We start from the raw sequence: 13,624 nt of genomic DNA on the forward strand, positions 1-13,624 counted from the left end.
CGATGCGCGTCCTGATCTCGACGGATATCGAGGGCGTCGCCGGGATCTATCACCGCGTCCAGACGACGCCGGGAAATCCCGAGTACGAGCGCGCGCGGGTGCTGATGACGCGGGAGGCCAACGCCGCCATCGCGGGCGCCTTCGACGGCGGCGCGCGGGCGGTGCTGGTCAACGATTCGCACGGCGACTTCCGCAACATGCCGCCCGACCTCCTCGACCCTCGCGCGCAGGCCGTGCAGGGCAAGCCGCGGCCTCTCGGGATGATGGCCGGGATCGATCAGGACATCGATGCGGTCTGCCTCGTCGGCTACCATTCGCGGGCGAGTGGGCGCGGCATCCTGGCCCACACAGTCAACAGCTTCGCCTTCGCCCGGATCGCGATCAACGGCCAGGAACTCGGCGAGGCCGGACTCTACGGCGCGCTGGCCGGCGCCCACGGCGTGCCGGTGGCGATGGCGAGCGGCGACGACGTCTTCATCGCGGAGAACCGCGCGCTGCTCCCGGGGACGCGCTTCGTCGAGACCAAGCGGGCGACGGGGCAGAACAGCGGCATCAGCCTCGCGCCGGCGCAGAGCTGCGCGGCGATCGGCGAGGCTGTCGCGGCGGCCCTCCGGGAGGCGCGCGCGCGGCCCTTCCGGCTCGATGGCCCGCTGGAGGTTCGCGTGCGCGCGCAGACACCGGCCCTGGCGGACCTGTTCTGCCTGTGGCCGACCCTGCGGCGGGGGGAGGGCAGCGAGGTCGTCTTCGCGGCGACGCACGTCACGGAGGCGGTCCGGGTGATCAACGCCCTGTCGGCGATGTCGAGCGCCCTGCGCTGAGCCTTCGGCGGCCGGTGCCGCCGCGCCTTGCGGTCCTCCGGCGGAAGGCCCAGAACCGCACGGTCCTTGCTTCCCCATGCTGGCGCCACGGGAGTACGTCGCTTGGTCCGGACCGTCTGCCCGCACGATTGTCCCTCGGCCTGCAGCCTCGACGTGCAGGTCGCGGACGGGCGCGTCGTCGCGGTCCGGGGCGGCGACAACCCCTACACGGCCGGGGTGATCTGCGCGAAGGTCAGCCGCTACGGCGACCGCGTCCACCACCCGGACCGGATCCTCCACCCGCTGGAGCGCGTCGGCGCGAAGGGCGGCGGGGCGTGGCGCCGGATCTCCTGGGACGCGGCGCTCGACCGGCTGGCCGCGGCCTTCTCGGAGACGGCGGACCGGTGGGGGGCTGAGGGGGTCTGGCCGTACAATTCCGGCGGGACCATGGGCCTCGTCCAGCGCGACGGCATCCATCGGCTCACCCACGTCATGGGCTACTCGCGGCGCAAGCGCACCATCTGCACGGCGGTCGCGATCGCGGGCTGGAGCGCCGGGGTTGGCCGGATCGCCGGACCGGATCCCCGCGAGATGGCGCTCTCCGACCTGATCGTGGTCTGGGGCGGCAACCCGGTCAGCACGCAGGTCAACGCGATGACCCACATCAGCCGCGCCCGCAAGACGCGCGGTGCCAAGCTGGTGGTGGTCGATCCGTACCGCACCGGGACCGCGGCGGCCGCCGATCTCCACCTCGCGCCCCGGCCCGGGACCGACGGGGCGCTGGCCTGCGCGGTGCTCCACGTCCTGTTCCGCGACGGTCACGCGGACCGCGCCTACCTCGCCGCCCACGCGCAGGACACGGCCGCTCTGGAAGCGCATCTGGCGTCGCGCACGCCCGCATGGGCGGCGGCGATCACCGGGCTGGAGCCCGCCGCCATCGAGGCCTTCGCGGCGCTCTACGGCCGGACGCCGCGCAGCTACATCCGCTGCGGCTTCGGCTTCACCCGGAGCCGCAACGGCGCCGTGAACCTCCACGCGGTGACCTGCCTGCCGACCGTCACCGGCGCGTGGCAGCACGAAGGCGGCGGCGCCCTCTGGCAGCAGGCCGCGATCTTCAACTGGGACAAGACCCTGACGGAGGGGCTCGACGCCAGGGCGCCGGGCGTGCGCGAGCTCGACATGAGCCGGATCGGCGCCGTGCTCGCCGACGATCCCGATGCCCTGCAGGGCGGCCCGCCGGTGCGCGCCATGCTGATCCAGTCCGCCAATCCCGCCGTCTCGGCGCCCGACAGCACCCGGGTGCGCGCCGGCCTCGCGCGGCCGGACGTGTTCGTGGCCGTGCACGAGCAGTTCATGACCGAGACGGCCGCGCTCGCCGATCTCGTGCTGCCGGCCACGACTTTCCTGGAGCACGACGACATCTACGGGGCCGGCGGTCACAGCCACATCCAGGCCGGGCCCGCGATCCTGGAGCCGCCGGGCGAGTGTCGCTCGAACCACGCGCTTCTCTCCGGGCTCGCCGCCCGGCTCGGCGCGGACCACGCGGGCTTCCGCCTCACCGCCCGCGACCTCGCCGACGCGACCCTGGCGCGCTCCGGCTGGGGCGGCCTCGACAGGCTGGAGTCGGCTGACTGGATCGACGCGCAGCCGGACTTCGCCGAGAGCCACTTCCTGAACGGGTTCGGCCATCCCGACGGGCGCTTCCGCTTCGCCCCCGACTGGGCGGCGCTCGGGCCGCGCGCGGCAGGGATGCCGGCCCTGCCCGATCACTGGCCGGAGGCCGAGCCCGCCGACGCGGAGCACCCGTTCCGCATGATCGCCCCGCCGGCCCGCCAGTTCCTCAACGCGACCTTCACCAACGTGCCGGAATCGCTCCGCCGCGAGGGGCGGCCCACCTGCCTGATCCATCCGGCGGACGGCGCGCGGCTCGGGATCGGGACGGGCGACGCCGTCGAGGTCGGCAATGCCCGCGGCCGCGTCCGGCTGCACGCCCGCCTCGCCGAGGGCCAGCAGCCGGGCGTCGTGGTGGTCGAGAGCCTGTGGCCCAGCGCGGCCTTCATCGGCGGGGGCGGCGGCATCAACGCGCTCATCGGGTCCGCGCCGGCCGCCCCCAACGACGGCGCCGCCTTCCACGACACCGCGGTCTGGGTCCGGGCGGCCTGAATCCCGCGCCTGACGGCGCCGCGCCGATCGGGCGTCCGGCCCGCGCGCCTCGCCGGGTCGAGATCCGGCCTGCGGGTCCGCGCTACTTCTCGACGAAGGCCTTCTCGATGACGTAGTGGGCGGCCTCGCCGTGGTTGCCCTCCTCGTAGCCGCGCGAGGTCAGGAGCTCGCGGGTGTCGCGGATCATGTCGGGGCTGCCGCAGAGCATGAAGCGGTCGGCCTCGATCGACATCGGCGGCAGGCCGATATCCTCGAACAGCTTGCCCGAGACCATCAGGTCGGTGATCCGGCCGCGGTTGCGGAACGGCTCGCGGGTCACGGTCGGGTAGTAGATCAGCTGGTTCGAGATCATCTCGCCCAGGAACTCGTGGCGCGGCAGCGTCTCGGTGATGGTCTCGCCGTAGGCGAGTTCCTGCACCTGCCGGCAGCCGTGGACCAGCACGACCTTCTCGAACCGGTCGTAGGCCTCGGGATCCTTGATGATCGACAGGAACGGCGCCAGCCCGGTGCCGGTGCCCAGCAGGTACAGGTTGCGGCCCGGCAGCAGGTTGTCGAGCACCAGCGTGCCGGTCGGCTTCTTGCCGACGATGATCGGGTCGCCGACCTTCAGGTGCTGCAGCTTCGAGGTCAGCGGGCCGTCCTGCATCGGCGCCTCGTGGCACTCGATCCACTTCCGCGTGAAGGAGTACTTCGTCGCCTTCCTCGTCCTCGAGACGACGATGATCGGCGTGTTCGCCTCCCTTGTCCAGCTGGCAGGCGAGCGCGAAGCCCCTCGGCTCGGCGACGCTGCCGGTGAACAGGGTCGCCATCGCTTCTTGCCGACGATGATCGGGTCGCCGACCTTCAGGTGCTGCAGCTTCGAGGTCAGCGGGCCGTCCTGGACCTTGATCGAGAAGAACTCCAGCTCCTCCTCGTAGTTGGCCGAGACCACCGAGTAGGCGCGCAGCAGCGGCCGGCCCTCGACCTCCAGGCCGATCATGGTGAACTCGCCGTTGCGGAACCGGAACGCCGGATCCCGCGTCGTGCGGAACGAGAACAGGTTGTCGGTCCAGTGATGGACCGACAGAACGCGCTCCTCGTAGAACTTGCTCATCGACGGATCAGTCCTCGGTCAGGCGGACGCCGGATCGGCAGTTCCGAACAGGTCGAGCAGCTTGCCGTCCCGGCCGTCCCAGGCCGCGGCGTCGTCGGCCGGCTCGGTCTTCTCGGTGATGTTGGGCCAGAGATCGGCGTACTTGGCGTTGAAGGTCTTCCAGCCCGCCATATCCGGTTCGGTGTCGGCCTTGATGGCATCGGCCGGGCATTCCGGCTCGCAGACACCGCAGTCGATGCACTCGTCCGGGTTGATCACCAGCATGGTCTCGCCGACGTAGAAGCAGTCGACCGGGCAGACCTCGACGCAGTCGGTGTACTTGCAGCGGATGCAGTTCTCTGTGACGACGTAGGTCATGTCTTCGCACCTCGGTGCACCGGTCAGAGCAGCGCGGGCAGATCCTGGCCCTCGAGATCGATCGCCAGCCCCTTCATCGCCTCGGCGCTGACCTCGCCGCCCATCGCGCGGATGCTCTCCTCGCGGATCAGCGACATCAGACCCCGGCGCAGCGCCAGGAACTCCGACGACAGGGTCAGGGCCGGCTGTCGCGGGCGGGGGAGGGGCACCACGACCTCGGCCTTGATGCTCCCGGGACGGGCGGTCATCACGTAGACGCGGTCGGAGAGGAAGATCGCCTCGTCGATGTCGTGGGTCACGAACAGGACCGAGATCTTCAAGCGCTGCCACATGTTGGTGAGGATCTGCTGCATGATCAGCCGCGTCTGCGCGTCGAGGGCGCCGAACGGCTCGTCCAGCAGCAGGATGCGCGGTCCGGTGGCGAGCGCGCGCACGATGCCGACGCGCTGCTTCATCCCGCCGGACAAACGGTCCGGATAGTGGTTCTCGAACGCCGTGAGCCCGGCGAGGCCGAGGAGCGTCCGCGCCTGCCGCTCGCGCTCGCTTCGCCGGACGCCCTTCATCTTCAGGCCGAACTCGACGTTCTCGCGCACCGTCTTCCAGGGGAAGAGCGAGTATTGCTGGAATATCATGCCGCGGTCCGCGCTGGGGCCCGCGATCGCCTCGCCGTCGACGGTGACCCGCCCGGACGACGGCTTGAGGAAGCCGGCCAGCGCGTTGAGCAGCGTCGACTTCCCGCAGCCCGATGGCCCGATGATCGACACGAACTCGCCGGGCTGAACGGTGAGCGAGGCGTTCGAGACGGCCTCGACGGACCCCTCCATCGTCTCGTAGCGCAGGCAGAAGTCGCAGACCTCGATCAGGCCCCGGCTCGGCTCGGCCATGGCAAGCTCCCGAATGGTGACGTGCGTGGAGGACCGTTCCGGCGAGGGCCGCGCCGGGCGGCCGAGGCCTAGCGGGCCGCGGCCCAGGGCATGACGAGGCGGCCGACGAGCCGGATCGCGAAGCTGGAACCGAGGCCGAGCAGCCCGATCGTGATCATGCCGAGGGCGATGTCCGGGTACTGGACCAGCGAGTAGGCTTCCCAGGTGAAGTAGCCGATGCCGAACTGGCCGGAGATCATCTCGGCGGCGATCAGCGAGACCCAGGCCACGCCCATGCCGACCGTCAGCCCGGTGAAGATCTGCGGCAGCGAGGCCGGCAGGTAGACTTCGCGGAACACCGCCGCTTCCCGGGCGCCGAGGCACCGTGCCGCCCGCACCAGGACCGGGTCGACCTGGACCATGCCCTGGAGCGTGTTGATCAGGATCGGGAAGTACGAGCCCAGGAAGGTGATGAAGACGATCGAGCCCTCGTTGGTCGGCCAGAGCATGATCGCCATCGGCACCCAGGCGATCGCCGGGATCGGCCGCAGCACCTCGCAGATCGGGAAGGCGATCTCCCGCAGGAGGCGGTACCGCCCCATGAGAAGCCCGAGCGGCACGGCGACGCCGCCGGCGAGGAGGAATCCGAAGAGGATCCGGCGGCAGGAGATGAGCACGTGGTCGCCGAAGTTCGGGCTGCGCAGGGCGATCGCCGCACGGCCCAGGACGTCCATCGGCGTCGGGATATTCAGGAACCGCACGTAGAGGGTGACGCGGTTCGCGGTCAGATACTGCCAGAGCGCGACGAACACGATCAGGGAGGCGAGCCCGATCAGCGCGGCCCGGAACGCGCCGCGGTGCAGCCGCAGCCAGCGGCGCGCGCGGCTCGTCGCGGGAGAGGCCGACAGGGCCGGCGGCGGCAGGGGCGCCGCTCGGGGCGGGCGCGACTCGGCGGCGGGCCGGAGGGCGACAGCGTCCATGCGGTTCTAGCCTCCGGTCACAGCGGCCTTGAGGGCCTCGTCGTAGGGCATCACCGTGCCGCCGCCCCGCGCCGCGGCCTCGGCGTCCTGCTTCAGCAGGAACGGCGCGATGCCGCCCTTGCCGTCGACGACGTAGAAGGCCTCCCGGGCGAACAGCTTGACGCCGCGGACCGAGTCGAAGACGTAGGCGACGTCGACGGCCTGTCCCTTGGACTTCATCTCGTTGAGCGCGCCGAGCGTGCAGGCCGCGCTCGCGTAGGGCTGGATCGCCCCGCCCTTCACCCAGATCTCGCCGGCCTTGCGCGGCTCGGTGATCGGCCTCTTGCAGTACGTGTCCTCGCCGCGCACCTCGTAATTGGCGGTGCTCGCGCGCTGCTGCGCGTAGTCCAGGCCGCGCTCGGCGAAGACCTTGCGCAGCGGCCCCTCGTCGACCCACGGACCGACGTCGAAGGCCTTGATCCGGTCGAGCCGCTGCAGGACCTTGACGTCCTCGCGGGCGGCTTCGACCAGCTGGGGCTTGATCGTGGGATCGAGGGTCATGATCCCGCCGGGCCCGAGAAAGATGTAGACTACCTCCTTGTCGGTGCCGGTCCAGGCCGTGATCTGCTCGGCGGCGCGTTTCGGGTCGGCCTTGACCCAGGCGTCGGCGTCGAGAACGGCCTTCAGGTACGCCTCGACGATCTCGGGGTAGCGGTCCGCGAAGTCGGAGCGCACGACGACGCCGTGCCAGGTCGGGAGGTTGGTCTCGACGCCATCGAACACTTTGCGCGCGAAGCCGCGGAACGGCAGCAACTCGGCGAAGGGGACGAAATCGGCGTGGGCGTCGATCTTCTGCTCCTGGAGATTGGTCGATCCGACCTCGGGGCTCTGGCTGACGAGGCGGAAATAGGTGGCCGGGTAGCCCTTGTCCTGCAGCGCCTTCAGGACCATGCCGTGGGCCGCCGAGCCGAACGGCACGCTGACGACCTTGCCTTTCAGGTCCTCGAAGGAGAAGTATTCGGAGGCCTTGTTGACCACGATCCCGTTGCCGGATCCGTCGAGATTGTAGGCGGCGACAGCGATCAGCCGCGATCGGCTCTCGGGATTGTTCTGAAAGGTCGCGCCGTTGACGACGAGCGGGTAATCGCCCATCGCGCCGAACTGCAGCTTCCCGGCCATCATGCCGTTCGTGACCGGCGGCCCGGACGTGAAGTTCTGCCAGTCGAGCTGGATCGTCGTGCCGGCGTACTTGCCGGTCTTGGGCAGATACTTCTCCAGCAGCTTGAGCTGGCGGATCACCACGCCGACCGTCGCGGTGTTGGTCGTCGTGTCCTGCGTGCCGATGCCGACGGTGAGGGTCTCGGCGCGAGCCGGCTTCGCGATCCCGGCGCCCGCCAGCGCGAGGAGCGCGAGAGCGGAGACCGATCTGAGCCCGGGAAATCGTCCAGTCATCGCCCGCTCCAACATTTCGGCCCGATGTCGCGAAGACATCGACGGCATGATCGGGCGCTGCGGCGCGTCCGATCAAATGCCGAGGACGCCTGCGGGTCGATTAGTTGCGCAAAAACGTCGAGCGGCTGCGGATGTGCTGCGGTTTTGTGCGGGACGCTCGCGTTTTAGGCGCATTCCTCGCCGCCGCGCATCGCCGCGAGGATGTCGGGACGCAGCACGACGATCTGCGTGCGCCGCGTCACGAGGACGCCCTGCTCCGAGAGCCGCTTCAGGCTGATCGTCACCCATTGCCTTGTGGCGCCGACCATGTGGGCGAGGTCGGCGTGCGTGAAGGTCGCGGCGATCACCGTCCCGTCCTCCTCCGCGACACCGTAGAGGTCGCACAGGTGCAGGAGCAGGTGGGCGAGGCGCTCGGTGATCGAGCGGGTCCCGAGCATCTGCGCCAGGGTCGAGTAGCAGCGGCCCTTGAAGGTCAGGCCGTCGATGACGCCGATCGCGAGCGCCGGGATCTGGGTCACGAGCTGTCGGAGCGCCTTGGCGGGCAGGTGCAGCACGCTGGAATTGCTCGCCGCCATGCCCGACCATTTGTGAAGGCCGGCGCCGAACACGTCGGGACCGCCGACGAAGTTGCCGGGATACCAGTAGGCCAGCGTGATCTCGCGACCGGACGGCGCGGCGTAGAAGACCCGGATACGGCCGCTCTCGACGATCCAGATCCCGTCGTTGGGCGTCTCCTGCGTGAACAGGGTCGCGCCGCGGTAGAGCACGCGGCGCCGGCCCTTCTCCAGCACGAGGGCGACCTCGCGCTCCGTCAGCCCGTCGAGCAGGGGGCGCTGGCCGGTTCCGGCGCTGGGCGCGGCCTCGGACAGCAGGAGGGCGCTCGCCTGGCTCTGGACCCCCGCCGGGGCCTGAGACGGGCGAATCGGCGCCGTGGTCTGCATTGCCGCCTCCGACATCCTACCGATCGCGGCGCAGCAAACCCTGTACCAGCTCTAAACTGGCCGCCGGCACCGGCAGCGTCTGGATATCCCGGAGCCGAGCGGACGTGAAGCGGCGCCGCACCCGGAGGATGCGGCGCCGCGACGAGGCCGTGACGGCCGGATCGATCAGGGGCGGCCCTGACAGCGGCCGATCGCCCAGTGGATGAGCTTGCGCACGTCGGGATCGGGATCGTCGGACGCCGCCTCCAGGGCCGACAGGCCCCGCGGGTCGGCGATCTCGCCGAGGGCCGCGGCAGCCTCCTTGCGCAAATTGCTGATGTCGGAGGTCAGCGCCCGGCCCAGGATCTCGACGGCCGCCGGCGCCCGGATCCGGCCCAGGGCATTGGCCGCCTTGGTGCGGACCTGCCAGACGGGATCGTCCATCACGGCGATCAGGGGCGACGTCGCCTCGGGCAGCCGGATCTTGGCGCAGGAGACGGCCGCCTCCTCGCGCACCTGCCAGTTCTCGTCGGACAGGCCGGCGAGCAGCGTGGCGATGCCCGGGCCGCCGGCGCGCAGGAAGACCAGCGCCGCCATCGTGGCGCGCCGGACCGACGGGTCGGGATCGCCGGCGGTGGCGATCAGCGCCGGCAGCGCCTCCTCGGCCTTGAGATAGCCGATGACGCCGAGCCCCTCGCGGCGCACCTCCGGGGCCGGGCTCTGGAGCGCCTTCAGCGCGGCCGACAGGGCGTCCGGCAGGACGAGCTCGCGCAGGGCCCGCAGGGCGGAGGCCTGCACGAAGGGGTCGGCATGTGCGGCGCGCTCGATCAGGAGCGGCCCGCAGGCCGGCTCCTTCTTCTCGGCCAGGGTGTCGGCGGCGGTGCGGCGCACGGCCTCGTCGGCGTCCTCCAGGGACCGCACGAGGCCCTCGACGACGTCCGCGCCGTCGTGCTCGTCCAGAGCCTTGGCCGCCGCGGCGCGGACGGCCGCGTCGGGATCGCCGAGTCCCTTCAGGAGCAGGACCTTCGCCGCGGAGCCGACGGATTCCGCGAGCTCCATCATGGCGACGCGCCGGACGCCGGCGTCGGCACTCGCGCACCGCTCGGCGACGTCGTCGAGATCGTCGTCGAAGGAATCGAACACGGGGCTCATGGTCGGCCTCAGCGCAGCAGGTAGGGAATATTGACCTTGACCGCGTTCGTCGGGCAGTCGACCTCGCAGGGCATGCAGTACCAGCACTCGTCGTACTTCATGTAGGCCTTCTGCCGGGTCTCATCGATCGCGAGGATGTCGAGCGGGCAGACGTCGACGCAGACGCGGCAGCCCTTCTCGGCGATGCACTTGGCGTCGTCGATGACGACCGCGGCGCTGCTGGCCTGATTGATGATCGGCATGGATCGATCTCCGGTGCGGGGCGGGTTTACTCGGCGGCGGCCGGGGCCTTGATGCGGAGCTGGTGGTAGGCGCCCATCTCCTCGGCGGCGACCGGCACGATGAACGGGTCGACGGCGCGCTTCGCGTGGGCCATCCGGCCCCGGCCGTCCTTGAACAGCACCGTGTGGCAGGCCCACTCGGCGTCGTTCGTCTCCGGGTAATCGACGCGCAGGTGGTAAAATCCCCAGCGGCTCTCGGTCCGGTAGAGCGAGGCGGCCGCCGCCATGTCGGCGCAGTCGAGGATCGTCTGCATCTCGAGCGCCCGGTGCAGCTCGTGCGGGTCGCGGGCGCAGAGCAGGTCGAGGTCCTCGCGGATCTCGGCGAAGCGGCGCTGGCCGAGCTCCATCTTCGCCGTCACCTTCGGCGGCTCGAGATAGTCGTTCACCAAGCGGCGGGTCTTGAACTCCATCTCGTGCGGGGTCAGCCCGTCGACGCGCCGGGTCGGCGCCAGGACCCGTTCGCGCTCGGCGGCGATGTCCGCCGGGTCATGGTCGGCGAGGGCGTTGGCCGTGCAGTAGGCGGCGGCGTCGGCCCCGGCGATGCCGCCGTTCACGAAGGCGCCCAGCATGTAGTTGTGCGGCACGCTCGCCATGTCGCCGACCGCGTACAGGCCGGGGACGGTCGTGCGCGCGAACTCGTCGACGAAGACGCCCGAGGCCGAGTGGCCCGAGCAGAAGCCGATCTCGGAGATGTGCATCTCCACGGGACGCCGGCGGTAATTGGTGCCGCGCCGCTCGTGGAAGCGACCGCGGGAGGGGCGCTCGTTCGAGTGCAGGATCGTCTCGATCTCGGAGATCGTCTCCTCGCGCAGATGGTCCATCTTGAGGAAGACCGGGCCGTTGCCGCCCTGCAGCTCGCGCCAGAACTCCAGCATCATCTGTCCGGACCAGTAATCGCACTCGATGAAGCGCTCGCCGCGATTGTTGGCCGTGTACCCGCCGAACGGGCCGGTGACGTAGGCGCAGGACGGGCCGTTATAGTCCTTGATCAGCGGGTTGATCTGGTAGCACTCGAGGTTCGCGAGCTGCGCGCCCGCGTGGTAGGCCATCGCGTAGCCGTCGCCGCAGTTCGCCGCGTTCTCGTAGGTCCCGAACAGGTAGCCGGAGGCCGGCAACCCGAGACGGCCGGCGGCCCCGCAGGCGAGGATCACCGCCTTGGCCTTCACCACCAGGAACTCGGAGGTGCGGGTGTTGACGCCGATCGCTCCGGCGATGCGCCCGTCCGCGCCCTTCAGCAGGCGCGTCGCCATGTACCGGTTCGTCACGCCGACCTGGAGGCGGCGGAGCTGCCGGTACAGGACCTTCTTGACGTTGTGCCCTTCCGGCATCGGCAGCACGTAGGTCCCCATGTGGTGGACCTTGCGCATGTTGTACTCGCCGGAGCCGTCCTTCTCGAACTTGACCCCGAGCCTGTCGAGGTACTGGATCATCGGGAACGACCCCTGCGCGTAGGCCATCACCGCCTTCTGATTGACGATACCGTCGTTCGCGACGGTGATCTCCTTCACGTACTGCTCGGGGGTCGCGTAGCCCGGCACGACGGCGTTGTTCAGGCCGTCCATGCCCATGCTGATCGCGCCCGAGCGCTTGACGTTGGCCTTCTCCATCAGGACGACGCGGAGCTTCGGATCGGCCTCCTTGGCCTTGATCGCGGCCATCGGGCCGCCGGTGCCGCCGCCGATCACCAGGATGTCGGCCTCGATGATCTCGGTCTTCGTCGCGGAGTCGAACGCGTTCATGGCAAGATCTCGCGTCAGTCAGGGGCGGGGCGTGTGGGATCGCCGGAGGATCGGATCCCGCGGTCAGGCGGCCTGCGCCGCGCCGGGCGGGCCGTCGACGGCCTCGGCCACGAGGGTCCGCAGGTAGGTCCAGGGGTAGATTCCGCGGGCATGGCCGTCGGAGAACGCGATGTGCACGGCGTAGCCGCCCATCGGTTCGACCCGCGCGACCGCGATGCCGGAAGCGGCCTCGGGAAAGCGCCGCTCGAGGCGGTCGCAGGTGCACCACGCGCAGCGGCAGCGCAGCCGCAGGCGCTCCGCCGACAGGGTCGCGGACGGACCGTCGCGCCATTGCAGCCGGAGGCCGGTCCCGCCGCGCGCGAGCGTGACCGCCTCCGGGATCGCCTCGGGGTCGAACGGAGGCGGGCTGGGTATCCCGATCGCGTCCTGTGCCATCCGCTCCTCCGCTGTGCCTGCGCCACAGAAGCCGAGGGGAGGGGGATACGACAGCAATTAGTTGCTCAGAATCTCAGTCGGCCGGCCGACCGGCGAGAATGCCCCGCCGGGGCCGAGCCTACGGCTCTGCAGCGGTCGCCTTCGGCCCGCAGATGCCCCTGAGCGCGGTCCAGGCGGCCTCGGACAGGATCTGTCGATCGGCGGCCGCAGGGCCCGCCTGGGCGCGGATCGCGGCGGCGCGCTCGCGCGTGACGGGGTGGCTGCGCAGCAGGTCCAGCGCATCGCTTGTCCCGTCGCGCTTGTCCTTCGCGATGCGCTCCAGGATGTCGGCGAGCGCCGCGCCGTTGCCGCCCGCGCGGGTCATCAGGTCGACCGCGTAGGCGTCCGCCGCCCGCTCGGCATCGCGGCTGTAGCCGGCCGAGAGCACCGCGTCGCCCAGCGCGATGATAATGGTCGACCCGGTCAGGTCCCCGAGGACGAGGCTCAGGAGGAACGAGGTGCCCGAGGCCCGGATGAGGGAGCGGGTCGGATCGCGTCGGCGGACGTGTCCGAGCTCGTGCGCCAGGACCGCCGCGGCCTCGTCGGCCGACTGCGCCCGCGCGATGAGGCTCGAGAGCACGATCACGCGGGCGCCCGGCAGGGCAAAGGCGTTGGCTGTCCCGTGCCGGCGCACGCTCACGGCCAGGCCCGGAGGCAGTGCGCCCTCCGCCTGCCCGGCCGCGACGAGGCGGGCCACGAGCGTGTCGAGGGCCGCGCGCCCGGCCGGTTCCGCGCAGGCCGGCGGGTCGCCGAGGAAGCGCAGGACCTGCGGTTCCGCCACCGCCCCGAGCCGCGACTCGGCCGCGTCCGGCACCAGCGGAGCCAGCAGCCCGGCGATCTGCGGGACGCGGCACGAGCGTGTCGAGGGCCGCGCGCCCGGCCGGTTCCGCGCAGGCCGGCGGGTCGCCGAGGAAGCGCAGGACCTGCGGTTCCGCCACCGCCCCGAGCCGCGACTCGGCCGCGTCCGGCACCAGCGGAGCCAGCAGCCCGGCGATCTGCGGGACGCCGAAGACCGCCACGAGCAGGACCGACAGACCGGCCGCGAGAGACCAGAGCACGAGCCGCACCGTTCCGCCCGAGCGCTCCCGACGGTGGAGATCCGGGCAGAGCGCGGCGAGCGCGGCGGCGAGCGCCGCGTCCGAGAACTCGACGCGGCCCGGCTCCCCGACCGGACCGATCCGCATCAGCGGCGGCACCGCGACGGCGGCGCGGATGTCGAGCAGGTTCCAGTCCCGGTCGACGCCGGGCCCGGAGACGCGGAGGCGGTCGTCGAGGCGCAGCGTGACGGGATGTGCCCGCGCGCTGACGCCGTCGAAGTAGCGGCCCGCGACCTCGATCGGCGTCGCGTCGATCGCCTGGGAAGCGCGGGTCAAG

General features: G+C 71.1%; 11 protein-coding genes and 3 pseudogenes. 2 read left to right on the forward strand and 12 right to left on the reverse strand.

Features of this window, described 5'->3' with window-relative positions:
• The first annotated feature begins 2 nt into the window (after positions 1–2).
• Both MMR14E_RS22240 and MMR14E_RS22245 read left to right on the forward strand, forming a co-directional pair.
• Positions 3–818 (forward strand): M55 family metallopeptidase, encoded by an 816-nt coding sequence (locus MMR14E_RS22240; protein ID WP_331317288.1) that lies wholly within the window; start codon positions 3–5, stop codon positions 816–818.
• Between the two features lie 102 nt (positions 819–920).
• A complete protein-coding gene (locus MMR14E_RS22245; RefSeq protein ID WP_331317290.1) occupies positions 921–2,960 on the forward strand; it encodes a molybdopterin-dependent oxidoreductase in 2,040 nt (679 codons plus the stop codon).
• Positions 2,961–3,042: 82 nt separating this feature from the next.
• Here MMR14E_RS22245 and MMR14E_RS22250 read toward each other — a convergent pair.
• From MMR14E_RS22250 to MMR14E_RS29360, 12 genes and pseudogenes are all read right to left on the reverse strand, one after another.
• Positions 3,043–3,603 (reverse strand): annotated as a pseudogene (locus MMR14E_RS22250) (ferredoxin--NADP reductase); the annotation flags it as partial.
• 195 nt (positions 3,604–3,798) lie between these two features.
• Positions 3,799–4,053: pseudogene (locus tag MMR14E_RS22255) on the reverse strand (FAD-binding oxidoreductase); the annotation flags it as partial.
• An 18-nt stretch (positions 4,054–4,071) separates the two neighbouring features.
• Positions 4,072–4,410, reverse strand: a complete 339-nt coding sequence (gene fdxA / locus MMR14E_RS22260; RefSeq protein ID WP_331317292.1) for a ferredoxin FdxA — start codon at positions 4,408–4,410, stop codon at positions 4,072–4,074.
• Positions 4,411–4,433: 23 nt separating this feature from the next.
• Positions 4,434–5,294 (reverse strand): ABC transporter ATP-binding protein, encoded by an 861-nt coding sequence (locus MMR14E_RS22265; RefSeq protein WP_331317293.1) that lies wholly within the window; start codon positions 5,292–5,294, stop codon positions 4,434–4,436.
• 68 nt (positions 5,295–5,362) lie between these two features.
• Entirely contained in the window at positions 5,363–6,253 is an 891-nt protein-coding gene (locus tag MMR14E_RS22270) for an ABC transporter permease (RefSeq protein WP_331317295.1), read from the reverse strand.
• A 6-nt stretch (positions 6,254–6,259) separates the two neighbouring features.
• Entirely contained in the window at positions 6,260–7,684 is a 1,425-nt protein-coding gene (locus MMR14E_RS22275) for an ABC transporter substrate-binding protein (protein WP_331317297.1), read from the reverse strand.
• 164 nt (positions 7,685–7,848) lie between these two features.
• Positions 7,849–8,625 carry a Crp/Fnr family transcriptional regulator gene (locus MMR14E_RS22280; protein ID WP_331317299.1) on the reverse strand — a complete coding sequence of 259 codons (777 nt, stop codon included), beginning with the start codon at positions 8,623–8,625 and terminating at the stop codon, positions 7,849–7,851.
• 165 nt (positions 8,626–8,790) lie between these two features.
• Positions 8,791–9,756 carry a HEAT repeat domain-containing protein gene (locus tag MMR14E_RS22285; protein WP_331317301.1) on the reverse strand — a complete coding sequence of 322 codons (966 nt, stop codon included), beginning with the start codon at positions 9,754–9,756 and terminating at the stop codon, positions 8,791–8,793.
• Positions 9,757–9,764: 8 nt separating this feature from the next.
• On the reverse strand, positions 9,765–9,998 hold the full coding sequence (locus tag MMR14E_RS22290; protein WP_020095796.1) for a 4Fe-4S dicluster domain-containing protein: 234 nt from the start codon (positions 9,996–9,998) through the stop codon (positions 9,765–9,767).
• A gap of 26 nt (positions 9,999–10,024) precedes the next feature.
• Positions 10,025–11,776: a fumarate reductase/succinate dehydrogenase flavoprotein subunit gene (locus tag MMR14E_RS22295; protein ID WP_331317302.1), complete on the reverse strand. Its 1,752-nt coding sequence runs from the start codon at positions 11,774–11,776 to the stop codon at positions 10,025–10,027.
• 63 nt (positions 11,777–11,839) lie between these two features.
• Positions 11,840–12,211 (reverse strand): DUF971 domain-containing protein, encoded by a 372-nt coding sequence (locus MMR14E_RS22300; RefSeq protein WP_331317304.1) that lies wholly within the window; start codon positions 12,209–12,211, stop codon positions 11,840–11,842.
• Positions 12,212–12,329: 118 nt separating this feature from the next.
• Positions 12,330–13,623, reverse strand: a pseudogene (locus MMR14E_RS29360) (M48 family metallopeptidase).
• Between the last annotated feature and the right edge of the window lies 1 nt (position 13,624).

It is taken from the genome of Methylobacterium mesophilicum, from assembly GCF_036441335.1.
Taxonomy (GTDB): domain Bacteria; phylum Pseudomonadota; class Alphaproteobacteria; order Rhizobiales; family Beijerinckiaceae; genus Methylobacterium; species Methylobacterium mesophilicum_B.

What these genes read in the sequence shown, in the direction of transcription:
- MMR14E_RS22290 (WP_020095796.1), bottom strand. Translation starts at nt 9,998, where the DNA reads ATGCCGATCATCAATCAGGCCAGCAGCGCCGCGGTCGTCATCGACGAC.
- MMR14E_RS22295 (WP_331317302.1), bottom strand. Translation starts at nt 11,776, where the DNA reads ATGAACGCGTTCGACTCCGCGACGAAGACCGAGATCATCGAGGCCGAC.
- MMR14E_RS22275 (WP_331317297.1), bottom strand. Translation starts at nt 7,684, where the DNA reads ATGACTGGACGATTTCCCGGGCTCAGATCGGTCTCCGCTCTCGCGCTC.
- MMR14E_RS22300 (WP_331317304.1), bottom strand. Translation starts at nt 12,211, where the DNA reads ATGGCACAGGACGCGATCGGGATACCCAGCCCGCCTCCGTTCGACCCC.
- MMR14E_RS22240 (WP_331317288.1), top strand. Translation starts at nt 3, where the DNA reads ATGCGCGTCCTGATCTCGACGGATATCGAGGGCGTCGCCGGGATCTAT.
- MMR14E_RS22280 (WP_331317299.1), bottom strand. Translation starts at nt 8,625, where the DNA reads ATGCAGACCACGGCGCCGATTCGCCCGTCTCAGGCCCCGGCGGGGGTC.
- MMR14E_RS22270 (WP_331317295.1), bottom strand. Translation starts at nt 6,253, where the DNA reads ATGGACGCTGTCGCCCTCCGGCCCGCCGCCGAGTCGCGCCCGCCCCGA.
- fdxA (WP_331317292.1), bottom strand. Translation starts at nt 4,410, where the DNA reads ATGACCTACGTCGTCACAGAGAACTGCATCCGCTGCAAGTACACCGAC.
- MMR14E_RS22285 (WP_331317301.1), bottom strand. Translation starts at nt 9,756, where the DNA reads ATGAGCCCCGTGTTCGATTCCTTCGACGACGATCTCGACGACGTCGCC.
- MMR14E_RS22265 (WP_331317293.1), bottom strand. Translation starts at nt 5,294, where the DNA reads ATGGCCGAGCCGAGCCGGGGCCTGATCGAGGTCTGCGACTTCTGCCTG.